General features: G+C 72.7%; 16 protein-coding genes and 2 pseudogenes. 11 read left to right on the top strand and 7 right to left on the bottom strand.

Annotated elements, in window-relative coordinates:
* Positions 1-190 precede the first annotated feature (190 nt).
* Entirely contained in the window at positions 191-1,612 is a 1,422-nt protein-coding gene (locus OG403_RS00270) for an endo-1,4-beta-xylanase (RefSeq protein WP_329560349.1), read from the top strand.
* Between the two features lie 21 nt (positions 1,613-1,633).
* Positions 1,634-2,305: a hypothetical protein gene (locus OG403_RS00265; protein ID WP_329560347.1), complete on the top strand. Its 672-nt coding sequence runs from the start codon at positions 1,634-1,636 to the stop codon at positions 2,303-2,305.
* 147 nt (positions 2,306-2,452) lie between these two features.
* Here OG403_RS00265 and OG403_RS00260 read toward each other — a convergent pair whose 3' ends face one another.
* Positions 2,453-3,112 carry an HAD family hydrolase gene (locus OG403_RS00260; protein ID WP_329560345.1) on the bottom strand — a complete coding sequence of 220 codons (660 nt, stop codon included), beginning with the start codon at positions 3,110-3,112 and terminating at the stop codon, positions 2,453-2,455.
* Positions 3,113-3,303: 191 nt separating this feature from the next.
* On the opposite strand from OG403_RS00260, the gene OG403_RS00255 reads away from it, so the two are divergent.
* Positions 3,304-3,792: a Rieske (2Fe-2S) protein gene (locus OG403_RS00255; RefSeq protein WP_329560343.1), complete on the top strand. Its 489-nt coding sequence runs from the start codon at positions 3,304-3,306 to the stop codon at positions 3,790-3,792.
* A gap of 366 nt (positions 3,793-4,158) precedes the next feature.
* Here the strand turns inward: OG403_RS00255 and OG403_RS00250 are convergent, their stop codons facing one another.
* Positions 4,159-4,452 carry a DUF1330 domain-containing protein gene (locus tag OG403_RS00250; protein WP_329560341.1) on the bottom strand — a complete coding sequence of 98 codons (294 nt, stop codon included), beginning with the start codon at positions 4,450-4,452 and terminating at the stop codon, positions 4,159-4,161.
* Positions 4,453-4,640: 188 nt separating this feature from the next.
* On the opposite strand from OG403_RS00250, the gene OG403_RS00245 reads away from it, so the two are divergent.
* Positions 4,641-5,543, top strand: coding sequence for a LysR family transcriptional regulator (locus tag OG403_RS00245; RefSeq protein WP_329560339.1), 903 nt, complete (start codon positions 4,641-4,643; stop codon positions 5,541-5,543).
* Positions 5,544-5,898: 355 nt separating this feature from the next.
* Here the strand turns inward: OG403_RS00245 and OG403_RS00235 are convergent.
* Positions 5,899-6,561: pseudogene (locus OG403_RS00235) on the bottom strand (xylose isomerase); the annotation flags it as partial.
* Position 6,562: 1 nt separating this feature from the next.
* Here OG403_RS00235 and OG403_RS00230 point away from each other — a divergent pair.
* Together OG403_RS00230 and OG403_RS00225 are read left to right on the top strand one after the other, a co-directional pair.
* A pseudogene (locus OG403_RS00230) lies at positions 6,563-6,883 on the top strand (sigma factor-like helix-turn-helix DNA-binding protein); the annotation flags it as partial.
* A complete protein-coding gene (locus OG403_RS00225; protein ID WP_329560338.1) occupies positions 6,880-7,662 on the top strand; it encodes a hypothetical protein in 783 nt (260 codons plus the stop codon). The pseudogene OG403_RS00230 and the gene OG403_RS00225, both read left to right, overlap by 4 nt.
* Before the next feature lie 93 nt (positions 7,663-7,755).
* Here the strand turns inward: OG403_RS00225 and OG403_RS00220 are convergent, their stop codons facing one another.
* Positions 7,756-8,586 (bottom strand): hypothetical protein, encoded by an 831-nt coding sequence (locus tag OG403_RS00220; RefSeq protein WP_329572030.1) that lies wholly within the window; start codon positions 8,584-8,586, stop codon positions 7,756-7,758.
* Between the two features lie 274 nt (positions 8,587-8,860).
* Between OG403_RS00220 and OG403_RS00215 the strand changes: the two genes are divergently transcribed.
* Genes OG403_RS00215 through OG403_RS00205 form a run of 3 tightly spaced genes read left to right on the top strand, consistent with a single transcriptional unit; the run spans position 8,861 to position 10,784 of the window.
* Positions 8,861-10,117, top strand: a complete 1,257-nt coding sequence (locus tag OG403_RS00215) for an SLC13 family permease (protein WP_329572028.1) — start codon at positions 8,861-8,863, stop codon at positions 10,115-10,117.
* 4 nt (positions 10,118-10,121) lie between these two features.
* Positions 10,122-10,637, top strand: a complete 516-nt coding sequence (locus OG403_RS00210) for a universal stress protein (RefSeq protein WP_329560337.1) — start codon at positions 10,122-10,124, stop codon at positions 10,635-10,637.
* Positions 10,638-10,673: 36 nt separating this feature from the next.
* A complete protein-coding gene (locus tag OG403_RS00205; RefSeq protein ID WP_442910843.1) occupies positions 10,674-10,784 on the top strand; it encodes a DUF1304 family protein in 111 nt (36 codons plus the stop codon).
* A gap of 10 nt (positions 10,785-10,794) precedes the next feature.
* Here OG403_RS00205 and OG403_RS00200 read toward each other — a convergent pair whose 3' ends face one another.
* The 3 genes from OG403_RS00200 to OG403_RS00190 form a co-directional block, all read right to left on the bottom strand.
* A complete protein-coding gene (locus OG403_RS00200; protein ID WP_329560334.1) occupies positions 10,795-11,715 on the bottom strand; it encodes an NADP-dependent oxidoreductase in 921 nt (306 codons plus the stop codon).
* 236 nt (positions 11,716-11,951) lie between these two features.
* A complete protein-coding gene (locus OG403_RS00195; protein ID WP_329560333.1) occupies positions 11,952-13,034 on the bottom strand; it encodes a lactonase family protein in 1,083 nt (360 codons plus the stop codon).
* A 101-nt stretch (positions 13,035-13,135) separates the two neighbouring features.
* Entirely contained in the window at positions 13,136-15,271 is a 2,136-nt protein-coding gene (locus tag OG403_RS00190; protein ID WP_329560332.1) for a discoidin domain-containing protein, read from the bottom strand.
* Between OG403_RS00190 and OG403_RS00185 the strand changes: the two genes are divergently transcribed.
* Together OG403_RS00185 and OG403_RS00180 are read left to right on the top strand one after the other, a co-directional pair.
* Entirely contained in the window at positions 15,222-16,535 is a 1,314-nt protein-coding gene (locus OG403_RS00185) for an allophanate hydrolase (RefSeq protein WP_329572026.1), read from the top strand. The genes OG403_RS00190 and OG403_RS00185 overlap by 50 nt on opposite strands.
* A 592-nt stretch (positions 16,536-17,127) precedes the next feature.
* A complete protein-coding gene (locus tag OG403_RS00180) occupies positions 17,128-17,817 on the top strand; it encodes a C39 family peptidase (RefSeq protein WP_329560330.1) in 690 nt (229 codons plus the stop codon).
* The last annotated feature ends 254 nt before the right edge of the window (positions 17,818-18,071 follow it).

The raw sequence follows: 18,071 nt of genomic DNA, 5'->3' as shown, positions 1-18,071 counted from the left end.
CCGCCCCGCGCCGGGGTGGCGATCCGCCATCCCCCCCGCGCACCCCGTGACCCGCACGGCCGACAGGCCGTGCCGTCGGTGTGCGCCTTCGCCCGGAACGACCGCTGGAGGTCGAACATGCATCTCAAAACCTGCACCGAGGGCACTGCACCGTGCCTGGGCCGTCGCGCTCACCGCCACGCTGGCAGTCGTGGTCGGCCTGCCGGCCGCGACCGCTCCCGCCAGCGCCGCGACCGCTCCCGCCGCCGCGACCGGCACGACACTGCGAGCCGCAGCCGAATCGGACTCCCGCTACTTCGGCACCGCGCTGACCGACGGCGATCTCGGCGTGAGCGGCGAAACCAGCGTCGCCGCCGCCCAGTTCGACATGGTGACCCCCGGCAACGAGATGAAGTGGGACGCCACCGAACCCGCGCCCGGCAGCTACAACTTCGGTCCCGGCGACCAGATCGTCAACTTCGCCAAGGCAAACGGCATGCGGGTGCGCGGCCACAACCTGGTCTGGCACAGCCAACTCCCCTCCTGGGTGAGCAACCTGCCCAGCAACCAGGTCCAGGGAGCGATGGAGTCCCACATCACCACCGAGGCCACCCGCTACAAGGGCCAGGTCTACTCCTGGGACGTCGTCAACGAGCCGTTCAACGACGACGGCAGCCTGCGCCAGGACGCCTTCTACAACGCGATGGGCCCCGGCTACATCGCCGACGCCCTGCGCACCGCCCACGCCGCCGACCCCAACGCCAAGCTCTACCTCAACGACTACAACATCGAGGGCCAGAACCCCAAGAGCGACGCCCTCTACACCCTGGCCTCCCAGCTCAAGTCCCAGGGCGTCCCGCTCGACGGCATCGGCTTCGAGAGCCACTTCATCCTCGGCCAGGTCCCCGGCGACATACGGGCCAACATGCAGCGCTTCGTCAACCTGGGCCTCAACGTCGCCGTCACCGAGCTCGACGACCGCATCCAACTCCCGGCCAGCAGCGGCACCCTGGCCCAGCAGGCTACCGACTACGCCACGGTGGTCGGCGACTGCCTCGCCGTCAGCGGCTGCGTCGGCGTCTCCCAGTGGGGCGTGGACGACGCGCACTCCTGGATCCCCGGCACCTTCCCCGGCTACGGCGCCGCCACCATGTACGACGACAACGACCAGCCCAAGCCCGCCTTCGGCGCGGCGCTCTCCGCCCTCGGCGGCGGTTCGGGCCCGGTCGGTGGTGGTGGCAGTGGTGCGTTGCGGGCGGTGGGTGCGGGCAAGTGCCTGGACGTGCCGAACGCCTCGACCACGGCCGGCACCCGGGTGCAGATCTACGACTGCTGGGGCGGTTCGAACCAGACCTGGACGCACACCGCCTCCGACCAGCTCACCGTCTACAGCGGCGGCAGCCGGCTGTGCCTGGACGCCGCCGGCAGGGGCACCGGCAACGGCACCAGGGTGGACGTGTGGCCCTGCAACGGCCAGACCAACCAGCAGTGGCGGCTGAACCCGGACGGCAGCGTCACCGGCGTCCAGTCCGGCCTGTGCCTGGACGTCACCGGCGCCTCCACCGCCGACGGCGCCCTGGCCCAGCTGTGGACCTGCAGCGGCCAGAGCAACCAGAAGTGGACCCTCGGCTGACGCACACTTGACAGTGGAAATGTGAGCGTTAACAATCTTCTCGGAGTCAACGAGAGCTACGGCGAGGAGGCCGTCGAGGTCACCCGCGAGTTCACCCTGCTCAAGCACCGCCTCGCCCCCTACCTGCGGCACGCCGCCCAGCGGGCGCACGCCACCGGCATCCCGGTGATGCGGGCCATGGTGCTGGAGTTCCCGCAGGACCCCGCCGCCGCCGCGCTCGACCGGCAGTACCTGCTGGGCGAGGACCTGCTGGTCGCCCCGGTCTTCACCGACGACGACACGGTCGAGTACTACGTGCCCGAGGGCACCTGGACCAACTTCCTGACCGGTGCTCAGCTCACCGGCCCGCGCTGGGTCCGGGAGCAGCACGGCTTCCACACCCTGCCGCTGCTGGCCCGCCCGGACTCCGTCATCCCGCTCGGCGCCGACGACCAGCACCCGGTCTCCGCCTGGGCGGACGGCGTCGAACTGCGGGTGCACGCCTTCGCCGACGGGGCCGAGCGCACCGTGGAGATCCCGCGCACCGACGGCCCCGGCCGGACCGCCGTCTTCCACCTGCGCCGCGAGGGCGACCGCCTGCGGGTGACCACCGACAGTCCGCACCCGTGGCAGCTGCGGATCGGCGGCCCGGACGGCGTGCTGCACACCCACCCGGCGGGTACCTCGGAGGCGGCACTCCCGTACCGGTCCTGAGTTCCCCGCGCGCCGAAGGCGGGGTCCCGTCGGGACCCCGCCTCCGGCGCGTGCCGCGCTCAAGTGTTCGCGTTGACAAGGTGGCCCTGCACGGTCCTGACCGGTCCGCAGCGCCTCCTCGAGGGAGCAGTACGGCTCCGGACCCGCTCAGGCCCCGGACCGGCCGAGGAGGATCCTGACGGCTTCGGCGACGTCGTCGACCTCGTGGTCGGGTGCCGGCCGGTCGTCGGGCCAGGTCCGGTCGCGGCGGATCCAGATGGTGCCGAGCCCCGCACCGCGGCCCCCGGCGATGTCGTGGGTGCTGCTGTCGCCGATCGTCCAACCACCCCGGTCGAGCGTGGTTCCGCAGCGTTGCGCGGCCAGCCGGAAGATCGCGGGGTCGGGTTTGCGGATCCCGACCTCGTCCGAGATGCACCAGGTGTCCACCAGGGCCGCGAGGCCGGTGCGGTGGATCTTGCCCCGCTGGTTGTCCGTCATCCCGTTGGTCACGATGGCCGTCTTCCAGCCGGCGGCCCGCAGTTCACCGAGAGCCGCGAGGTCCGGGGGACGGCAGCGAGCCAGCTCGGGCATGCGCTGACGGAACCGACTCCAGAGGTCCTCCGCCGACGGGGCCAGCCCGAACTCCAGCCGCGCGCGACGGAAGAAGCCGTCCATCGGGCCGGTGTTGAGGCTGTCCGCGTGGACCAACCAGGTGCGTGCCGCGCCGTCGAGCCGGTGCTCGGTGACGAACTCGTCGAGCCAGGCGGCGAAGGCGGCATCACGGTCGATGAGCGTGTTGTCGAGGTCGAAGAGCGCCAGTCGCTGCACGCGGTCAGTCTACTGACGGCGGCACCCGGTGTGCCCCGACCGGAAGACGGACGCACGGCCGTCAGAAATTTCCGTCCGCCGCATTGAACGCGCGGCCGTCGGAGGGCGTATGAGTGGGCAAACGCGGGCAACACGCCTCCGGGCGGATCACGGCTCCCGCACCGGCCCTCTTCACGGAACAGGAACACGCAGTGGCAGAGAACTCCAGCTCGACCGGACTCCCCACCCGCCGCGCGGTAGTGGCGGCCGCGGGCACCACCGGATTGGCCGCCGCCCTGGCCGCGTGCTCGGGGAGCGACAAGCCGGCGGCGGCACCTGCCGCCGGTGGCTCCGCCTCCTCGGCAGGCGCGACCACGCCGCCGGCGCCCAGCAGTTCTGCCTCGAGCTCCGGCGGAGCCGCGCTGGCCAGCACGGCGGACATCCCCGTGGGCGGCGGCACGGTCTTCAAGGAGCAGGAGGTCGTGGTGACGCAGCCCGCCCCTGGCGAGTTCAAGGCATTCTCGGCGATCTGCACCCATCGGGGCTGCACGGTCGGAGACGTGACCGGCGGAACGATCAACTGCCCGTGCCACGGGAGCAAGTTCAAGATCAGTGACGGCAGTGTGGCGAACGGCCCGGCCACCCAGCCGCTTGCGGAGGCCAAGGTGACGGTGTCCGGGAACTCGATCGCTCTCGGCTGACCACGAGAAGGCGTCGAGCAGCCGCCCGGACCCCACGCCGGCCGGCACACGGCAGATGGATGCAGGATGCGCCCCTGGTCGTCGAAGCCTTGTGTTCGCTGGACCGATCTGTCGTGTGAGAAGCGGTTCGCGGTTCGCTTCGGGCGAGGGTGGGCTTCGTCGACGAGGTCAGCGGGACAGTCCAGCCGACCCGGACGTCGCGGCGCTTCTTCGATCCGCCCGACAGGGATCAGGCCGTCGAGGACGTCGAGGACGTCGAGGACGAACCGGGACGCGGGGCATCGCTTCGAACTCGTCTCGTGAGTCGTCGTTCAGCACCGTGTGCGTATCAGGTGACGGATGCTCAGCGATGGCTGGGCCCGCCGGTCAGTCGATGCCTTCGATGATGCGGAAGTCGCGCTCGAAGCCGTCGGGGAGGGCCACCAGCGCCTTCTGGTACGCCTCGCTCTGGTAGGCCGCGACGGCCTGTTCAAAGCTGTCGAACTCGATCAGAACGACGCGTTGCGTGATTCCGGCCTCGTGGGCGACGACTCGACCGCCACGGGACAGGAGGCGCCCGCCCCCGGCCCGGACAGCCGGACCGGCCAGCTTCTCGTAGGCAGTCAGCCTCTCAGGGTCGGAAATCGCGGGGTAGACACTGGCCCAGTAGCCCTTGGCCACGGAAACCTCCTGTGTTCGGCCGGACACGTCCGACTTCGAATTGACACTCGGCTCGATCGATCCCGGCGACGGGTACTGCGGTCAGTGGAATCGTCATATGCGCAGGTTAGGGCTTGATGTGCGGCCGAGGGAAAGACCGGTACGGGATAGACTCAGAACGGATCGTTATCAATCGGCGGGGAGGGCACGTGGCGCCGGATACGGTGAGCCTGCGGTACTTCCTGGTGCTGGCGCAGGAGTTGAACTTCACCCGCGCGGCCGCACGGATCGGCATCGCACAGCCCGCACTCAGCGCCCGGATGCGCCGATTGGAGGCGGAACTCGGGACGGCCCTGCTGGTCCGCAACACGCGTAGCGTCGTATTGACCACGGCCGGTGCGGCTTTGGCGGAGTCCGCGCCGCCCGCGCTGGCGGCGCTGGACCGGGCATGGGACACCGCCCGGAGCGCGGCGGCCGGTGAACTGGGCACGCTGCGCATCGGATACAGCCTCAGCACCGGGGCCGAGACGGCACCGGCCCTGGTGGACAGGCTGATTCGCGGGAACAGCGGACTCGAGGTCGGCGCGGTCCCGATGGCGACACCGGAGATCTCCCCCGCGGTCGCCGACGGCCGCATCGATGCCGGGATCACCCGCGGTGAACAACCGGGCCGTGGCGTGCGCCGGTTCCTGCTGCGGCGTGCGCGCATCGGGGTCCAGCTGGCGCAGCACCATCCGCTGGCCGAACACCCGGAGATCGAGATCGCCGACGCGGCCGCGTATCCGCTGCGGCTCCCGGACCGTGCGGCCAACCCCGTGATCCACGATCAGCTGTCCGCACTGTTCCGAGACACCCGACCACACCCCCGATTCCACACGCCCGCAGTCTCTTTCGACCTGTCTCAGCGCGACCTGCGCGACGGGGTCACCCTCGCCCCGGCCGGAGAAGCCGCGGCCACGGCACAACCGGCCGGTCTCACCTGGCGACCACTGCGAGGCGCGCCCAGCCTGACGATCCACCTGGTCCTCCCACGCGAGCAGTCACCACTACACCGCCGCATCCGTGCCGTCGCCAAAACCCTGGCGCACGAGCTGCACTGGCTGCCGGGCTGACGCGCAGGAGGTCAAGCGAGACGGACGCCTGCGGTGGCGAGGCCGACGCTGCTGGCGCCGTCCCCCCGGTCTGTGCCGGAGGCCGGGGCGGGGAGTTCGCGGACACCGGCAACGAACCGGGTGCAGGTGGATCAGTGCGCCTGGACAGCAGCGGCCCCGGACGGATCGGATCGACCGTCGCAGGAGGCGGCACCCGGGCGCCCGGGGCAGCGGCGGCGCCGTTCGGGAGCGGGTGGCGGCGACGCGGCCACCCGCTCCCACAGGTCGTCAGGAACGGGATCGGCACGCCCCGGACGCCCTCACGGTGGATCTTGTGAGTACGTGCCACTGTCCGCCGACAGTGGCACGTACTCGGTCAGCGGGCGCCGAGCAGGTGCTCCAGGGCGAGCTGGTCGAGCTGCTCGAAGGCCATGCCGCGGGCGGCGGCCGCGTCGACGTCGAACTCCTCGAAGGCGGTGCGGTCGGCCAGCAGGCCGGTCAGCCCGTCCTCGGCGGTGCGGGCGGCGAGTTCGGGCAGGCGCGAGGCCGCCAGCGCCGCCTGCACCTCGGGGTCGGCCCGGAAGGCGCGGGAGCGCTCGGCGAGCAGCAGGTAGTTGCGCATGCAGCCGGCGGCCGAGGCCCAGACGCCGTCGAAGTCCTCGGTGCGCGGGGGCTTGAAGTCGAAGTGCTTCGGGCCCTGGTAGCCGGCCGACTCCAGCAGGTCGACCAGCCAGAAGGCCTGGCGCAGGTCGCCGGCGCCGAACCGGAGGTCCTGGTCGTACTTGATGCCCGACTGGCCGTTGAGGTCGATGTGGAAGAGCTTGCCGTGCCACAGCGCCTGGGCGATGCCGTGCGGGAAGTTCAGTCCGGCCATCTGCTCGTGGCCGACCTCCGGGTTGACGCCGACCCGCTCGGGGCGCTCCAGCTCGTCGATGAACGCCAGGGCATGACCGACCGTCGGGAGCAGGATGTCGCCGCGCGGCTCGTTGGGCTTGGGCTCGATGGCGAAGCGCAGGCCGTAGCCCTGCTGCTCGACGTAAGCGCGGGAGCGGATCCGCGGCGCGGTCCGCGAGAGACGCCGGATCACGCTGTTCTGGACCCGTGCCCCGGAACGGACGGACGGGCCGGACGTAGCGGCCGTACTGGACGTGCGGGCGGCGCTCGCCCGCCTGCCGTTCCGCAAGCGGGCCTGCGTGGTGCTGCGCCACGCCTTCGACCTGTCGGAGAAGGAAACCGCGCTGGCGCTCGGCATATCGGTCGGCACGGTGAAGAGCCAGACCTCGAAGGGAATGGCCGAGTTGGAAGGCGTACTCGGCGCACGAGCGGTCGGCGAACTGGTGGCAGGAAGGAGGAAGCGGTGAACGAGGAGATCTCTCGGCGGCTGCACGAGGCCGCCCAGGCCCATCAGCCCGACCGCGCCAGGATGCTGGCGAGGGTTCAGCGCGGCGTCGCCGGCCCGGCCGTCCGCCACCGAGCGCGGCGCGGCCTGTGGTCCGCGCCCAGGGCCGCACTCGCGGGCCTCGTCGCCGGCGGCATCCTGGCGACGGGCGGCCTCGCGGTCGACGCCATCGTCGCGACCTCCTCGTCCTCGGAGACCGTCGTCGCGCCGGCCGGCCCCTCGCCGTCCCCGTCGGCGTCCACCGGCACGCCCGGTACGCCGCCGTCCCGGCCCGCTCCCGTGGTGCCGGCGCCGGTCACCACGCCCGGCAGTCCGCGCCCGACACCGTCGGCCGCCGTCCAGGCGCAGAACGGGGTGCTGTGGTCGGCGGGTTCGGTGGATCCGCACAGCACGGTCTACTGGTCCCAGGAGAACCTGGTCCTGAGGACCACCCAGCCGCTCACCTCGCTCACGGTGGAACTGCGCTTCGCGCAGACCGGCGGCGTGCAGGACACCGGTGACTGGCGGACCCTGCCGACCGACGACTTCACCGTCACGGTCCAGCAGACCGGCGGCACGCTGGTCTACCGCTGGGTGCTCAGGCCGGGCCGCACGGTGCCGGCCGGGGAGCACGAGTTCGCCGGTCAGTTCAACCACGCCACCGGGGTGCGCAGCGCCGCGGGCGACGCCTACCGGGTGGACGCACAGGGGCCGGGCGGCTCCGCGCCGTCGGTCTGGGGAGGGTTCGCACCGGCGCAGTGAGGTGGCCGCGGTGGTGCGAGACCGATCGGCGTGGGAGGCCCCGCGGGGCCTGCCACGCCGATCGGTCCGTTTCGGCTCAGGTCAGGGTGGGTCTCAGTCGTGGTCGACCACGACCATGGCGTGCCCGTCGAGGACGGTCACCCGCACGTGGAGGTAGGTGCCGTCGTGCTCCCAGGGCAGTTCCCGTCCCTCGGGCTGCAGCCGCACGGAGCGCGGCTCACCGTCCAGCCGCAGTGCGACGGGGACGTCGACCAGCGGGAAGAGGTCGTGCACCAGGTCGAGCGCGGGCGTCTCCCGGGCCGGGACGAAGCTGATCAGGTTCAGCGTCGTGCCCGTGGGGGTGCGCATGACGGTGGTCTCCAGGTGGACGGGGCCGCCGGCCCGGACGAGCGGGTCCGGGAGCAGGCGGTCCAGCGCGGCGCCGAGCAGGTGGCGGTACGCCTCCAGGCCGTGCTCGTGGAACGCCTCCAGCAGTGGGGCGGTCACCGCGGCCACCCCGCCGCCGACGGCGACGGCGACCTCCTCGGTGAGGTCGGCCGGCGGCGTGTAGGAGTGGCCGCAGAACCGGTCCCAACTGCGCGGGAAGTAGGGCGCCACCACCCGGGCGAGGACCTCCGCGCCGGGCGCCGCGCGAGCGGTCAGGCGGGAGCCGTAGCTGATCACCGGGAAGTCGGCCGGGACGCCCGGCACGCCCTCGCCGGCGAGGAAGGACTCGCCGGCGGTCGCCTGCGCCAGCCCCTCGACGGGCAGGTCGGGCAGGGCCGGCCCGGCGCCGTTCTTCAGCAGGGCGGGCCCGATCAGCAGGACGGCTCCGCCGCCTTCGCGGTACTGCTGCAGGCGCACCGCCAGGGCGTCGTCCACCGGGGTCGACTCCGGGACCACCACGACCCGGTACCCCGTCAGGTCCGCGGTCGGCGGCAGCAGGTCGAACTGCGCCGGTACCGGTTCCAGGCGGCGGCCGGTGGACGCTACCGGCTCTCCTTCCCGTCGTCGGCGGCGACCGTCTGATGGATCTGACGCATCGTCAGAACACTGATCGCGCAGGTCGATTCGGTCGCTTTCCGCGCGCGCCCGGGGCGGGCTGACGGACGGGTTCGCCGTCCGTCACCCCGCCTTCGGCGCGGTGTGCCCGCTACCGCGCCGGACGCCGGGGATGCCAGGATGGTGATCACCGCTGCCACCTCTCCTGGAGTCGACCCTGAACACGTTCTTCGCCGAGGCCCTGTCGGTCAGCCTGCTGGCGGTGGTGCTGGTCTGCGCCGTGGTGCGGCCGTGGGGCTGGCCGGAGGCGGTGGTCGCCGTCCCGGCCGCCGTCCTGGTGGTCGCCACCGGTGCCATCTCGCCGGCCCACGCCGCGGCCGAGGCCGCGCGGCTCGGTCCGGTGATCGGCTTCCTCGCCGCCGTGCTGGTGCTCGCCGAGCTCTGCGACGGCGAGGGCCTCTTCCACGCCTGCGGGGCCTGGATGGCCCGAAGCGCCGTAGGACGTCCGCGTCGGCTGCTGGTGCAGGTGTTCGCGGTCGCCTCGGTGACCACGGCGGTGCTCAGCCTGGACGCCACGGTGGTGCTGCTCACGCCGGTGGTCTTCGCAACCGCCGCCCGGCTAGGGGCCCGCCCGAAGCCGCACCTGTACGCCTGCACCCACCTGTCGAACACCGCGTCACTCCTGTTGCCGGTCTCCAACCTGACCAACCTGCTGGCCTTCACGGCCAGCGGGCTCGGCTTCACCCGGTTCGCGGCGCTGATGGCCCTGCCGTGGCTCGTGGCCATCGGGGTCGAGTACGTGGTGCTGCGGCGGTTCTTCGCGGCCGATCTGGATGCGGGCGCACAGGCGCCGGCGGGCGGGGCGGCACCCGAGATGCCGCTGTTCGCCCTGCTCACCGTCGCCGGCACGCTGGCGGGCTTCGTCCTCGCCTCGGCGATCGGGATCGACCCGGCCTGGGCCGCGCTGGCCGGTGCCCTGACGCTCGCGGTGCGGGCCCTGAGCCGGCGTCGAACCACGGTGACCGCCATCGGGCGGGCCGCCGCCGTACCGTTCCTCGCCTTCGTGCTGGCGCTCGGGATCGTGGTGCGCGCGGTGGTCGACAACGGGCTCGCCTCCGGGCTCGCGCACCTCGTGCCGCACGGCACCGCGCTGCCGGCGCTGCTCGGCACCGCCGCCCTGGCCGCCGTCCTGGCGAACGTCATCAACAACCTGCCCGCCACCCTCGTCCTGCTGCCGCTCGCCGCCCCGGCCGGACCCGGCGCGGTGCTCGCGGTGCTGCTGGGGGTCAACATCGGCCCCAACCTGACCTACGCCGGTTCGCTGGCCACCCTGCTCTGGCGGCGCATCGTGCACGAGCACGACACCGACGTCCCGCTCGGCGAGTTCACCCGGCTCGGACTGCTCGTCGTGCCACCGGCGTTGGTGCTGGCTGTGGTAGCACTGTGGGGATCGCTGCAGATCGTCGGAGGGTGAGGCCGTGGCCGTCGTCGTATGGATCGCCGAGGGCACCTGGCCCGCCTGCGTCGAAGCCGCCCGCGCGCACGCCGCTCAGAGCGCCGAGATCGTCCTGCTGCACGTCACCGGCACCGAGGTGTCCGGGGTGGCGCACGGTGCGTTCGCCGGTCTGCTCGGGCGCGGGCATCCGAAGGGGCAGCACCAGGGCGGGGGTTGGGGGAGCGACCCGGGCACCCGCCTGGAGGACCTGGCCGCCGACTCCTCCCGGCAACTGCTCCGAGCCGCCGCCGAGCTGCTGGGACGGCCCTGTGTCCAGGTGGCGCGAACCGGCCGGATCGAGCGCGAGGTGGTGGCCGCCGCGGAAGGCGCCGACCTGCTCGTGCTCGCCCGGGACGGCGACCGCACCCACCTCGGGCCGCACAGCCTCGGCCCCGCAGGGCGCTTCGTGGTCGACCACGCCGGGTGCCCCGTCCTGCTGGTCTGGCCCGGAGCGGCCCCCGCCGGCCCGCCCCCGCCCGCTCCGCCACGACACCGGTAGGGGAGACGGCCGTGGTGGCCGCAGATCCTGGTGTGCGTGGCGGTGGCCGGCGCGTACGGCGCGGCCACCGCCAGCCGGAAGATCCTCTTCGTCCAGACCGTTCCGGCCCTGATCGGGCCCGCCCTGGTGCCGGCGAGCCACTACTGACGCCGCGCCGTCAGGGCAGGACGACCAGCTTCCCCCGGGTGTGGCCGGTGCGGCTGGCGTCGAAGGCCTCGGCCGCGCGCTCCAGCGGGAAGCTCTGGGCGACCTCGACGGTCAGCGCTCCCCGGTCGACCGCCGCGGCGAGTTCGGCCAGCTTGGCGCCGTCCGGGCGGACCCAGATCCAGTGACCGCCGTGCTGCTCCACGCCCGGGTCGGCGACCGAGGCGTGCCGGCCACCGTCGGCAAGGACCGTGAGCGTGGTCTCCAGCTGGCCGCCGACGAAGTCGACCACGGCTGTCACGCCGTCAGGCGCCAGCGCCCGCACCCGCTCGACCAGGCCGTCCCCGTAGCTCACCGGCTCGCCGCCCAGCTCGCGGATGAACGCGTGGTTGCGCTCCGAGGCGGTGCCGATCACCCGGGCGCCGCGGTCCGAGCCGAGCTGCACCGCCAGGCTGCCCACGCCGCCGGCCGCGCCGTGCACCAGCAGCACGTCACCGGACCCGACCCGGAGCCGGTCCAGGCTGCGCAGGGCGGTCAAGCCGGCCAGCGGCAGCCCGGCCGCCTGCGCCCAGTCGAGTGCGGCGGGCTTGTGCGCGACCGACGGCGCGGCGATCGCGACGTACTCGGCGAAGGTGCCGCCCTGCACCACGTCCTTGCGGGCGTAGGCCATCACCTCGTCCCCCGGGGCGAACTCGGGCGTGTCGGGGCCGGTCCGGGTCACCACGCCGGCCACGTCCCAGCCGGGGATGACGGGGAAGACGGTGTCCAGCATGCCGTCCAGGCCGCCGGCCATGACCTTCCAGTCGACCGGGTTGACGGCCGCCGCGCGGACCTGGATCAGCACCTGGCCGGGGCCGACCTTGGGATCCGCCACCTCGCCGTAGCGCAGCCGCGAGTTGTCCGGGGCGTACGAGTCGTAGGTCACCGCGCGCATGAACCAACCTCCAAGGTGCCGTTGTCTCCGGCGTGCCGTCTCCGCGAGGACGGGCGCCACCGGTCACGCTATGCCGCCGACGGACGCCCGGCACGATCGACAGGCCGCGAGGCCGTCGGGCCGTCAGGGCGGCCCGAGGCCGACACCTCGGGGCCGGGCAACTCGCCGTCGAACTCGGCGATCCACTTCTCGTCATGCCGTTGCACGGACCTGCTCCGGGTGTGACCGAGGTCGGTTCACGGCCCGATGGGCAGGACGGGCGCGGGCTCGGTGACCGCCAGGTGTTCCCCGGTGGGTGTCAGGTTCCCGGATGACGGGTCGCGGTGGAAGGCGGTGAGCGTGTCGGAGCCCTGGTTGGCGCAGAACAGCAGGCGCTCGTCCGGGGTGAGGGCGATGTCGCGGGGCCAGGTTCCGCCGCAGGCGACGGTGGTGAGCAACTCGACGGACGCGCCGTCATCGCGGACGGCGTGCACGGCGATCGTATTGTCACCGCGGTTGGTCGTGTAGAGGAAGCGGCCGTCCGAGGACAGCCGGACGGCCGCCGCCGAGTTGGCGTTCGGCGCGCTCGGGTCCTGTCGAGTCGTGAACTCGGCGGTGGGTTCGAGGCGGCCGCGGATCGCCTCCCAGGTGCAGACGGTGAGGGTGGAGGAGAGCTCGTTGAGGACGTGGACGTGCCGGCCCGACGGATGGAACACGAGGTGCCGGGGGCCACTGCCGGGCGGCAGTTGGACCACCTGGTGTTCGCTGGGCCGGCCGGCGGCCGGATCGAAGGCGTAGAAGTAGACCCGGTCCGTCCCGAGGTCGGTGCAGAGCAGGAAACGGCCGTCCGCGGAGGGGGCGGCCATGTGCGCGTGGGGGACGTCGCGCAACTCGGCACTGTCCTCCCGGCCGGGATGGCGGACGGTGTGCACCGGCCCGGTGGGGGAGACCAGGCCGTCGGCGTCGGTGGGGATGACTGAGAGGACACCGTCGCCGTAGTGGGCCGCGAAGACGTGCGAACCGCTGGGGTGGACCGAGAGGTGGCACGGGCCCGAGCCGCCGCTGACGGCCGTGGCCGGCCGGCCCTGGAACCCGGTGCCGGAGTCGATCCGCACGGACAGGACCCGTCCGGCCTCCTGCTCCAGGACGGCGTGGAGCACCGCACGCCTCGGGTCGACGGCTGCGTAGGACGGGTGGTCGACCGGCAGGGTGCTGACGAGACTCGTGGCACCGTTGCCGTCGTAGCGGACGGTGGACAGGCCGGCTCCGAGGGCGCGGGCGGGGGCGGCACTGCCGATGATCAGCGAGCCACCGGTCGTCGTGGTCGGGGGGTGGTTCAAGAGGAGTTCTGCTCTCACTCGTCGGTTCTGTTGCCGGGGTCCGGCGCTGCGAACGGGTCCGCCGGATGGCGATCCGGCGGACCCGTTCCGACCCGTCCGGGTCAGCTGCTGAACACCTCCATGGAGTAGCGCGAGTAGCTCCACTGGGTGGCGCGCGCGGTGCCGTACATCCGCACGTACCGTCCGGAGCCGGACAGGCCGCTGATGTTCTCCACACCGCCGTTGCCGCTGGTGGTGGAGTAGACGGTGGTCCAGTTGCTCGCGTCGTCGGAGACCTGGAGTTGGTAGGCCGTCGCGTGGGAGTACTCCCAGTTGAGGACCACCCGTCCGACCGTCTGGGTGGAGCCGAGGTCGACCTGGAGCCACTGCGGGTCGGAGAACTGGCCGGACCAGCGGGTGGTCGGGTTGCCGTCGAACGCGTTGGCCGCCACCAGCGAGCTGTTCTCGTTGGAGGAGGAGCCGGCGGGCCGGCCGAGCGCGAGGTCGCCGCCGGAGAGGGACGGGTCCAGGAACGGGCGGTCGTAGACCTCGAACGAGCGGATCGAGGCCCAGACGCTGCTGCTCAGACCACCGGTGACGGTCACCCGGAGGTAGCGGGCCTGGGCGGTGAAGGTCGGGGCCTGCACCTGCGCCGCGGTGCTGTTCCCGGTCCGGTCGGCCAGGGTCGACCAGGTGGACCCGTCGGAGGAACCGTCGATCCGGAACCGGTAGGCGTTGTCGGGCTGTTCCCAGGCGATCCGGGCTCCCGCGACGGGGCGCACCGAGCCGAGGTCGACCTGGAGCCAGTGGCCGGTGCTGCCGTCGGCCGCGCACCAGCGGGTGGAGGTGTCCCCGTCCACCGCGTTGGCCGCCAGGTTCCCGTGTGCGGTCTCCACGCTGTCGGCCGTGGCCGTGGCGCCGCGGGCGATGTCCGTCGGGACCACCGGGCGGTCGAGCACGATCGCCACGATCGTGTCGTCGGGGTGGCGGGTGCGGTCGATGCCGGTGACGGTGACGCTGTTCCCGCCGCTCGTGGTGAAGGAGAGCGGGTTCTTGGAGACCACGTCGTACACCGAGGTGACCTTCGCGTCGCCCAGCGACGGGGTGGTGAAGCTGCTGCCGCCGCCTCTGTAGCCGGCCAGCAGGTGCGCGTAGACGGTCTGGTTGGTGAAGGTGAAGCCGTACTGGCCCTCCACCGGGTTCCACGGGCCGCCGCGGGTGCTGTAGAGCGCCTCGCTGTTGACGCTCATGAATCCGCCGACCTGTCGCAGCACCGCCGCCTGCTTGCCGGGAACCGTACCGGTCGCGCCCGGGCCGACGTTGACGATCACGCACATGTCGCGGACGAAGGCGTTGACGAAGACGGCCATGGCCTGGGAGAAGGACATGGCGACGTCTCCGTCGTAACCCCAGGTGGTGCCGGAGATGCTGAAGGCCTTCTGGACCAGGCCGCCGAACCGGATCGGCCCGGTCGAGACGTAGCCCCCCTCCTCGATGTCGTAGTCGCCCACCCATCCCGAACGCGAGTTGGCCACGGCGTTCGGCTGGTGCCGGCGCACCAGGCCGGTGAGCCCCAGCGGCTTGCCGGTGCTCGACTCGTCCTCGCCGTACGCGGCGTCGACCAGCCAGCCGTTGCCGGGGTCCCGGTACTGGCCGGGCTCCCAGAAGAAGGACCCCGCCGCATCGGTGCCCTGCTGCGCCAGCCAGCCGCCGTCCCACCAGAAGTCGTCGACCGCGCCGTAGTCGGTGACCAGTTCCTTCACGGACTGGTACACCTCGTTCTTCATGGTCCGGGCGTCCTCGTGGTAGTCGAAGCCGGCCGGGTCGGTGCCCTCGTAGTTCCACGGGTACAGGCTGTTCGGCAGCACGCAGTCGGAGGTGAGCGCGGGGCTCGGCGGCTTGGCGCCGGTGACGTCGTAGTAGCCGGGGTAGCGCCAGTCGATGGGCGAGTAGTAGAGCCCGACCCGCAGGCCCGCCGCACGCACGGCGTTCACGTGGCCCTTGGCGAAGTCCGCGCCGGCGGGGAACGGGGCGTCGCCGGAGGTCCGGGCGTTGGGGTGGCCGCTGGGCCACAGGGCGAAGCCCTCGTGGTGACGGGTGGTCAGCACCACCTGGGCGGCACCGAGATCCTTGGCCAACTGCGCCCAGGCGGTGGGGTTGTAGGACTGGGACTGGGTGGCGAAGGAGGCGGCGTACTGCGCCCGGTAGATCTCCGGCGGCTCCAGCTCCGGATCGGCGGTCGCCGTCGCACTGGGCATCGCCGACATCGCCCTCGGCACCGACACCGCCGGCTCCGGCCGCGTCCCCGCCGCCCTCAACGGCATCGTCGGCATCAAGCCCACGCTCGGCCTGGTCCCCACCACCGGAGTCATCCCCGCCGCCCGCTCCTACGACGCCGTCACCGTCTTCGCCCGCACCCTCACCGAGGCCCAGCGGGCCCTGGCCGTCGTGATCGGCCCCGCCGAGAGCGACCCGCTGAGCCGCACCTGGCCGGACGACGTACGCCTGTCAGCCCCGGAGCACCCGCGCGTCGCGATCCCCAGGGACGAGGACCTCACACCGCTCTCGTCGCAGGCACGGGCCGCGTTCCGCACGGCCGTCAAGCGCCTGGAGGCCGCCGGCGCCGAGGCCACCGTCATCGACGTCTCACCCCTGCTGCAGGCGGCACGACTCCTCTACGACGGCGCACTCGTCGCCGAACGCTACGCCGGGGTGGGCGAGTTCATCGCCCGTGACCCGTCGGCCGCCGACCCCACGGTGGCCGGGATCATCCTCGCCGCCGCCGAACTGCCCGCCCACGCCCTGGCCGCCGACCAGGAACGCCTCGACGTGTACAAGGCGCTCGCCCACCGCCTCCTGTCCGGCTACGACGCGCTGCTCCTGCCGACCACCACCGAGCATCCCGACATCGCCGCCGTCCAGGCCGACCCCGTCACCATCAACTCCCGCCTGGGCACCTACACCAACTTCGTCAACCTCCTCGACCTCGCCGCCGTCGCCGTCCCGGCCGGCGGGGCCGACGGCAGCCCCTTCGGCGTCAGCGTCATCACCCGCGCCTTCGAGGACCAGCCCGCCCTCGACATCGCCGCCCGCCTCACCGGCGAACAGGCCCCAGCCCCCCTGCCCGACACCGGAGTCGACCTCGCCGTCTTCGGTGCCCACCTGCGCGGCCAGCCCCTCAGCCACCAGCTCACCGACACCGGCGCCCGCTACGCGGGCGAGGTCACCACGACCGCTGCCTACCGCCTCACCGCGCTGACCACCGACCCGGCGAAGCCCGGCCTCGTGCGGGTCGGCCCGGGCGCGGGAGGCCCGATCACCGGAGAACGCTGGACCCTCTCACCCGCCGCCCTCGGCCGCTTCCTGGCCGCCCTGCCCGCTCCCATGTCCCTGGGGCGGATCGAACTCGCCGAGGGCAGCTGGGTGCTGGGCTTCCAATGCGACCCGTACACGGCGTCCACGGGAACGGACATCACCCACCACGGCGACTGGCGCGCGTACCTCGCGAGCAGCGGATCCTGATCATCTGTGCGGGCATGGTCAGCCAGCGTTGACGCTGGGCGTGGGGATGTGACGGACGGCCAGCAGAATCCACCGCACGCCCGTCGATGCGGAAGATCCCTTCTGCTGTGATGAAGTGTTCGTGCCGGCCAGTTGGTCCACCGTCACCGTCACCGTCGGCCCGGACATCCGCGATGTGGGCGAGCACCGTGGCAGCGCCGCCCTGCGGCTCCTTCCACAGCACGGCGCTTCCCGGCTCCCCTCCGGGCTCCAGGCCACGCGCAGGTCGCGGTTGCCGGCTGTCCGGGCAACTCCCGCCGTCTACACCACAGTGGCCGGCTCCGCCAGCGCTGGGGTCACCGCGAGGCGAAGCGGGCGAAGCCGAGGTTCGATGGAGGGGACGTCCGTAGAGAGCCAGCCTGCGCCCAGGTCGGCGGCAGCCGGCGGCGGATGTCCGGCCCTCAGACGATGAGGAGCCCTGGGAAGGAGATGAGCCATGGAGAGCCACGAGGACGTTCTGAACGGCGGGCGGCGCCCGCACCCGAGTCCGCGACGGCCGGTTCCACCCGCGGCCTCGTCACCCGCGACCGCACCGCGCGCCGGGAGGCGCCCCATGCCGGACCGGCCGGCGACGAAGCGGCACGGCAGGCTGGCAGCGGCCGTCACCGCCGTCCTGACCAGCGCTGTCATGCTGGCCGGCACGCCCCTCGCGAGCGCCGCCACCGCCGCTGTCCCGGCCTACCAGCAGCAACTGGGCAACGACTGCGAGGCGGCCTCCCTGCGCATGGTGCTGGCCGGACGGGGGGTGCAGGTGTCGGACCAGGACGTGCTCGGGCGCATCGGCGTCGACCTGGCGCATCCCCAGGCGGGGGTCTCCGGGCCGCTGTCCGGGGACCCGTTCCGGGCCTTCGTGGGAGACCCCAACGGCTCGGAGGCAGCCGGTACCGGCTTCGGCGTGTACTATCCGCCGATCGCCCAGGCCGCGCAGTCCTACGGCCTGTCCGTGGCGGCGGCCGGACAGGGGATCTCCCCGGCCCAGCTGCGCAGCGCGGTTGCCGCGGGACACCCGGCGATCGTCTGGGTCGACTACAACTGGCGTGACGTCGCGGCGGGCTCGTACACCGCGTACGACGGCCAGGTGGTGCCCTACGCCGGCCCGTCCGAGCACGCCGTCGTCGTGACCGCGGCCAGCAACGGACAGTATCTGGTCAACGACCCGGCCCGCGGGCAGCTGCAGATCAGCGAGGCGGCCTTCGACGCCGGGTACGCCACCTACGGCGACATGGCGGTCATCGTCGAGTGACCGCTTTGCCCCGGTCGGGCCCGCTGTCGGGGCGGCAGCGGGCCCGACCCGTGGGTGACGGGGGTTCTGGAAACGGCGGCGGAAGCGCTCCAGTGGCGCGGGGCCGGCCCGTGGTACTGGCGAAGGACATTGCCCAAGCCCGGGCTGTTCTCCGGTTCGAGGCGGCGGTGCCGCGGGCGGATGCTCCGCCCCGGGGCGTGGTCGGCGGGGTGTTGCCGGTGGCGGTGTGCTGGGTCCGTCGTCGCGGTGTGGAC

The sequence above is a fragment of the Kitasatospora sp. NBC_01266 genome (assembly GCF_036242395.1).
In the GTDB taxonomy this organism is placed as follows: Bacteria; Actinomycetota; Actinomycetes; order Streptomycetales; family Streptomycetaceae; genus Kitasatospora.
Note: the sequence above shows the minus strand (reverse complement) of the source record. Positions and strands in the feature narration are given on the sequence as shown.

Bases quoted from the DNA above. Each gene is read 5' to 3' on its own strand.
- OG403_RS00180 (WP_329560330.1), top strand. From the start codon at position 17,128: ATGCCGGACCGGCCGGCGACGAAGCGGCACGGCAGGCTGGCAGCGGCC.
- OG403_RS00200 (WP_329560334.1), bottom strand. From the start codon at position 11,715: ATGCGCGCGGTGACCTACGACTCGTACGCCCCGGACAACTCGCGGCTG.
- OG403_RS00190 (WP_329560332.1), bottom strand. From the start codon at position 15,271: ATGCCCAGTGCGACGGCGACCGCCGATCCGGAGCTGGAGCCGCCGGAG.